Origin of the sequence: uncultured Marixanthomonas sp., from assembly GCF_963974425.1 — a bacterium.
GTDB lineage: Bacteria > Bacteroidota > Bacteroidia > Flavobacteriales > Flavobacteriaceae > Marixanthomonas.
Genome location: NZ_CAXBCK010000077.1, coordinates 1 through 5,657, shown reverse-complemented (window position 1 = coordinate 5,657; position 5,657 = coordinate 1). Strand labels below are relative to the sequence as shown.

Here is a 5,657-nt window from a genome sequence, read left to right as displayed (position 1 = left end):
CGGTAGCAAAAAATGGAATGATGAACGAAGGCATCAACAGCACTAAATTAGGCTTAAAAGGAATTCCGGCTTTTTCAGAAGAACTACAAATTACCCGTGACCTTTATATTTTGGAATATACTGGCGGGAAATTACACATCCCGACCATTTCTACTAAGAAGTCGGTTCAGCTAATTAAAAATGCTAAAAAGCAAGGATTGGATGTAACGTGTAGCGTTTCCATTTCAAACCTGTTGTTGACGGACGATCTCTTGGAAGATTTCGATACGCACTACAAATTATTACCGCCATTACGCACCAAAGAAGACACAAAAGCCTTGCTAAAAGGTCTAAAAGACGGTGTTATTGATGGTGTGACCAGTGATCACGATCCTATTGACGTAGAGCACAAAAAAACAGAATACGATCACGCCTACTTTGGAAGCATCGGGCTGGAATCTTGTTTTGGAGCCTTGCGGAGTTTGGTAGATACCGAAATAGCAATCAAAGCTTTAAACCAGTTGAAAAACAGGTTTGGAATAATTTCTGAAACAATTGAAGAAGAAAACAAAGCCAACCTTAGCTTCTTTAACCCAGATAAAACCTGGAGCTTTTCAGAAGCTGACATCACTTCTACTTCTAAAAATTCAGCATTTTTATACCAAAAATTAAAAGGAAAAGCATACGGCATTTTTGCAAACAATAAACTAGTACTAAAGAAAAATGGATAATCTCTCTGCAAAATCCAAGGCGATTATTGCTTACCTTACCTTTATAGGGACCTTAATTGCTTTTTTTATCAATAAGGAAAATAAACACGAGTTTACCACCTGGCATATTAAAAATATGTTTGGGTTGTTGTTGTTATTGATTATTTCGCAAGTAACGCAAGCTTATATTGATTTGTTTTTTGGAGAAATATTGTGGTTTATCGCTTTCTTTCTATGGGCATTTTCCTTGGTAATGGCCATTTTAAATAAAAAACAGGCCATTCCCTACTTCAGTGAGAAATTTCAAGAGTGGTTTACTTTTTTAGATTAGATATCCTATCTTTATAAGGTATTAACAACTAATCACTTAAAATCATGGAACAGACCACAACTGACAATGGTAAAACCATTGCAATTATAGCCTATATTACCCTCATAGGTTGGATTATTGCATTGGTCATGCACAATAACAACAAAACAGCCTTGGGCGCCTATCACATTAGGCAAATGCTCGGCATTATGCTTCTTGGTCTTGCATTATCGCTGCTTGGATCGTTACTGGATATTTATATCCTTTCTGTAATTCTTAATATAGGGGTTTTGGTTTTATGGGTTTTAGGGCTCATAGCTGCCATACAAGGTGAAAAGAAACCTGTCCCCTTATTGGGCGAACAATTTCAACAATGGTTTGCTGGAATAGGATAAAATTATATTTCTTTTAAAATTAGCCAATTTTATACGCTCACAACTTTAGTATGAAACTGGCTTTTTTTATTTTTGTAACCTATGGAAAAACAGCAGTTGCAACTTCAGCATAATTTTAAACCCGCTTCAACTTCTTCGGAAAAACCACCTGTAATTATTATGTTACACGGTTTCGGAAGTGATGAAAACGATCTTTTTTCATTTGCAGGCGAACTGCCCGATACCTACACCATCATTTCCTTAAAAGCGCCTATCCCAATGCAACCCTACGGAAATGCTTGGTATAATATTTATTTTGACAATACCGATGGTAAATTCAGCGACACCAAACAAGCCATTGCCTCTCGGGATCTTATTGTGAATTGTATTGATGAGATTATTGAAAAATATAACATAGACCAAGACAACGTTACGCTGTTAGGCTTTAGCCAAGGCACTATTTTAAGCTTTGCCGTAGCACTTAGTTATCCTGAAAAAGTAAAGAATGTTATTGGGTTGAGCGGTTACATTAATGAAGAAACATTAAAAAATGGCTATACTGAAAAAGATTTTAGCAAGTTGAATATATATACCTCTCACGGAAGTGTAGATCAAGTAATCCCGGTAGAGTGGGCACGAAAAACAAAACCCTTTTTAAAGAATTTAGGAATCGATGCTGCCTATTCTGAATTCCCCGTTGGTCACGGCGTTGCCCCGCAAAACTTTCAAGAACTTAAAGAATGGCTTGCTAAAAGGTAGTAAAGCAAGAACGACATTAAAATAACCAACAACGCCCCACTCTCGCTTAAAAACTTATATTTGTCTAAATCACCTTACATTCGATTATGGACAAAGACTTCTGGTTATAGCTAAAAGACCCCTACTACCCTATCGATCTTAACTTACACCTTGAAAACCTACTATAAACGCTGTACTTGAAAGATATTGCATCAGGAAGTAATTTTTGATGTTTGTGCAACATAGTACAGTTCCAGCTGTGCTTTCTTTAGTAGCTATGCTTGTTTATTAAATATAATACGTTATAACCCTATTATAAGTTTGCTATAACCATATTATAACCACGCTATAACCTATATTTAATTATTTAGTATATTTACTTTAATTATTTTAATTACAACGGGTTGTATTCATTTTAAAATTTGGTTGTTATGGCAAAGCAAAAAGGTATTGTTCCATTAACGGGAACTATAGGAGGGATTAATTTTTATTACTTAAATGGAAAACCAGTGGCTCGACGGGCCGGAGGTGGTTTTAATGGGAAGGCCATTAAAGAGAAAGCCAGTATGCAGCGTGTGCGGGAAAACGGGAGTGAGTTTGGGCATTGTTCGCAGGTGAATAAAGCATTTCGACGGAGTTTGTACCCTTTCTATGCCGGACATACATTTACACATTTTCACAGCCGATTGATGACGTTGTTCACAAAGTTAAAAGATCTGGACGCAGCACATGATCGTGGAAAGCGGCGCGTAGCTAACGGAGTTGCCACCAACTCTGGTAAAAAGTTATTGCAGCGCTTTACCTATACGCCAGCTTGCCCTTTAAACAAGGTATTGCCTTTTTCGTACCAGTATATTGCAACCAACCATAGTTTACATATTCCAGGTCTAGATTCTTCACAGGTACATTGGGTTAAGGGAGCTGATCTACTTTCTATTACGCTGGGGGTTTTAGTCTTTGATTTTGAGACGTTGGCTTTTTCCTTATTTGAAAGTGAACCGATTTGGTTAACCCCTGAGACAGTGAAACAAGATTATAGCTTATCCCCTACCCAAGCTATTCATGGGACCGGTGTAAGGATTGCCTTTTTGGGTATACGGTTTTATCAGCTTGTAAATGGGGAGCGTTATGTGTCACATGGCAATGATGCTGTTGGATTTGGGGTGGTGGGAATAGCATAACTACTTTTTAATTGTATATACAGATATTTTTATTAATTAAACAAACATACAAGTCTACAGCCGTTCCCGAAAGACCTCAAAGGAAACCCGAACAAAACCCTTAAAATTTAGAGACATGTTTGCATTTATCGTCAAATGAATGCAATTGTTTTTAAAGGTCGTCAATTATTTTTATCTGGTTGCAATAGGTATCAGGTTCAGTCATCTATCTTCAAACGCCGTCATTTATTTACACCAAAATCATTAAAAATCTGACAATAATATTTTTAATAAGTTTTGTTTTTATCATTTCAGAAGAGAAAAACAGGTTTTTATGTTTTGTAGGAAGAAAAGTGTTTATCCTACAAATCCATACACTATCTGTGGAGTATTTGTGGAGTTACCTAACTGTAGTGGAAGCTACATTACTATGATCCGTCCTAAAATAACTATACAGGTTATTAAATAAATCCTGATATAATTATACAGCTATCCTTGTTCATCCTAAAGCAAAATGTGATAGTTTAGGATTTTTATTTATATTTGAAGGTACTACTCCCCTCTATTTTTGTATTTAAACCTTTTCTAGGCTTAGAATGTTTCTTCTGTATGAAAAATGCAGTCTTTCATATTAAATTAACAGAAGCTATATATCATGGCCATACTTGTTATTTTATTCATTTCAACTCTATGCTTGCACAAAAGACTGTTGTTGCCAAGCTAAACTATTTTCAATGGAGCGAACATTACAAGCAATATTATGTGTTAAAAAAGTATAAGGCATTGCACGTTTTGTTTTCTGAATTAAGAGAATTGAGTTGTTATGTAGATTATTCTGAATTGCTTAAAACACGAAGGCCCAAACCTAAACAGATAAAGAAAGCAATACAACTACCAAACATAGCGGATGATACAAACCAAAAGTTAAATCAATTTGAGCGGTGGATGTTTGAAAAGCGTCTTTCAAAAAATACGATATATACCTATAAAGGTGTAACCGCTTTATTTTTACGTTATATGCAACTAAAAAAAGCAGAAAATATCAATGCGTTATGGGTTCAGCGTTTTAATCATGATTATGTTATTGTAAGGAATTACTCCGTTTCCTATCAAAATCAATGCATTAATGGTATAAAAAAATATGCTGAATTTTGTGGCATCGATATTCATTTAGAGTCGCTAGAAAGGCCGCAAAAACCTAAAAAATTACCTGTGGTGTTGACCAAACAAGAGGTGAAAAACATATTAGATGTTACTCACAACATAAAACATAAAACTTTATTAGCTTTACTCTATAGTGGCGGTTTACGCATTGGTGAAGCACTATCTATGCGTATTACAGATGTGGACAGTAACCGAGGGTTGCTTTTTGTGCGCAGTGCTAAGGGGAAAAAGGATCGATACACCTTGCTTTCTACTACAATATTAACATTGTTACGCCAGTATTATAAACAATATAGACCTAAAAAATATTTGTTTGAAGGGCAAGATGGTGGTCTTTATAGCAACAGTAGCGCCCGTGTGTTTTTTTTACAATCAGTTAAACGCGCCGGTATTACCAAACAAGGTGTTACGTTACATACATTGCGACATAGTTTTGCAACTCATTTATTGGAAAACGGAACAGATATACGCTATATTCAGGAACTATTAGGACATAATAGTCCAAAAACCACCATGATCTATACCCATGTTACTGAAAACAGTTTAAAAAAGATTAAAAATCCGTTAGATGAGATTTAATAAAAATAATTATATTGAAAAATATTAAAGAGCATATACTTTCTATATTTAAAAATATGAACACATTAAAAACACAAAACCTGCTCATAGCATGCCAAATTGGTTTGATAAGAGCATAAAAGGTGTTCATATAAACTAGTTGTGCATAATATGAAAAACCAAATATTGAGAAAAATAATACTAATCGGAATTCTGATTTTCACCTACTCTTGCGGAATAAATAAAAACGTAAAATCTGACTCAAATTCGGAATTACCAAAAGAACTTTTTCAACGCTGGAAATTGAATTACGGAATAGCAAACGGAGAAAAAATAAGCGGACTTCCAAAATCACCAAGTAATGATTATGAATTCAAGCGGAATGGAGAATATCTTCTTTTCAACAAAGATGAGACTTTTATGACTGGAACTTGGGAATATAATAGTGATGAAAAAACAATTTACACAAAACGTGACGATGGAGAATTAAATGGAAAAATAACGGATTTAAAAGCGGAAAGCATAACTCTAATTCCAGCAGGAAAAGCTGTTGAGGGAACGCCTTTTGCTAACTTTCGATTTTATTACATACCGAAAAACAAATAAAATACTATGCACAATAACTAAGCATTCGTGTGGTCGGTACGACCGAACATGAATGCCT

At 35.1% G+C, this 5,657-nt stretch carries 6 protein-coding genes and 1 pseudogene; all 7 read left to right on the top strand.

The window, feature by feature from the left end; translation table 11 throughout:
- Nucleotides 1–710, top strand: a pseudogene (locus AACZ92_RS15970) (dihydroorotase); the annotation flags it as partial.
- Nucleotides 703–1,020 carry a hypothetical protein gene (locus tag AACZ92_RS15965; RefSeq protein WP_339703520.1) on the top strand — a complete coding sequence of 106 codons (318 nt, stop codon included), beginning with the start codon at nucleotides 703–705 and terminating at the stop codon, nucleotides 1,018–1,020. The pseudogene AACZ92_RS15970 and the gene AACZ92_RS15965, both read left to right, overlap by 8 nt.
- A gap of 44 nt (nucleotides 1,021–1,064) precedes the next feature.
- Nucleotides 1,065–1,394, top strand: a complete 330-nt coding sequence (locus AACZ92_RS15960; protein WP_339703517.1) for a hypothetical protein — start codon at nucleotides 1,065–1,067, stop codon at nucleotides 1,392–1,394.
- 81 nt (nucleotides 1,395–1,475) lie between these two features.
- Nucleotides 1,476–2,132 (top strand): alpha/beta fold hydrolase, encoded by a 657-nt coding sequence (locus tag AACZ92_RS15955; RefSeq protein ID WP_339703514.1) that lies wholly within the window; start codon nucleotides 1,476–1,478, stop codon nucleotides 2,130–2,132.
- A 401-nt stretch (nucleotides 2,133–2,533) separates the two neighbouring features.
- On the top strand, nucleotides 2,534–3,292 hold the full coding sequence (locus tag AACZ92_RS15950) for a hypothetical protein (RefSeq protein WP_339703511.1): 759 nt from the start codon (nucleotides 2,534–2,536) through the stop codon (nucleotides 3,290–3,292).
- Nucleotides 3,293–3,880: 588 nt separating this feature from the next.
- Nucleotides 3,881–5,014, top strand: a complete 1,134-nt coding sequence (locus AACZ92_RS15945; RefSeq protein ID WP_339703508.1) for a tyrosine-type recombinase/integrase — start codon at nucleotides 3,881–3,883, stop codon at nucleotides 5,012–5,014.
- Between the two features lie 150 nt (nucleotides 5,015–5,164).
- Nucleotides 5,165–5,599 (top strand): hypothetical protein, encoded by a 435-nt coding sequence (locus AACZ92_RS15940; protein ID WP_339703506.1) that lies wholly within the window; start codon nucleotides 5,165–5,167, stop codon nucleotides 5,597–5,599.
- Nucleotides 5,600–5,657 lie beyond the last annotated feature (58 nt).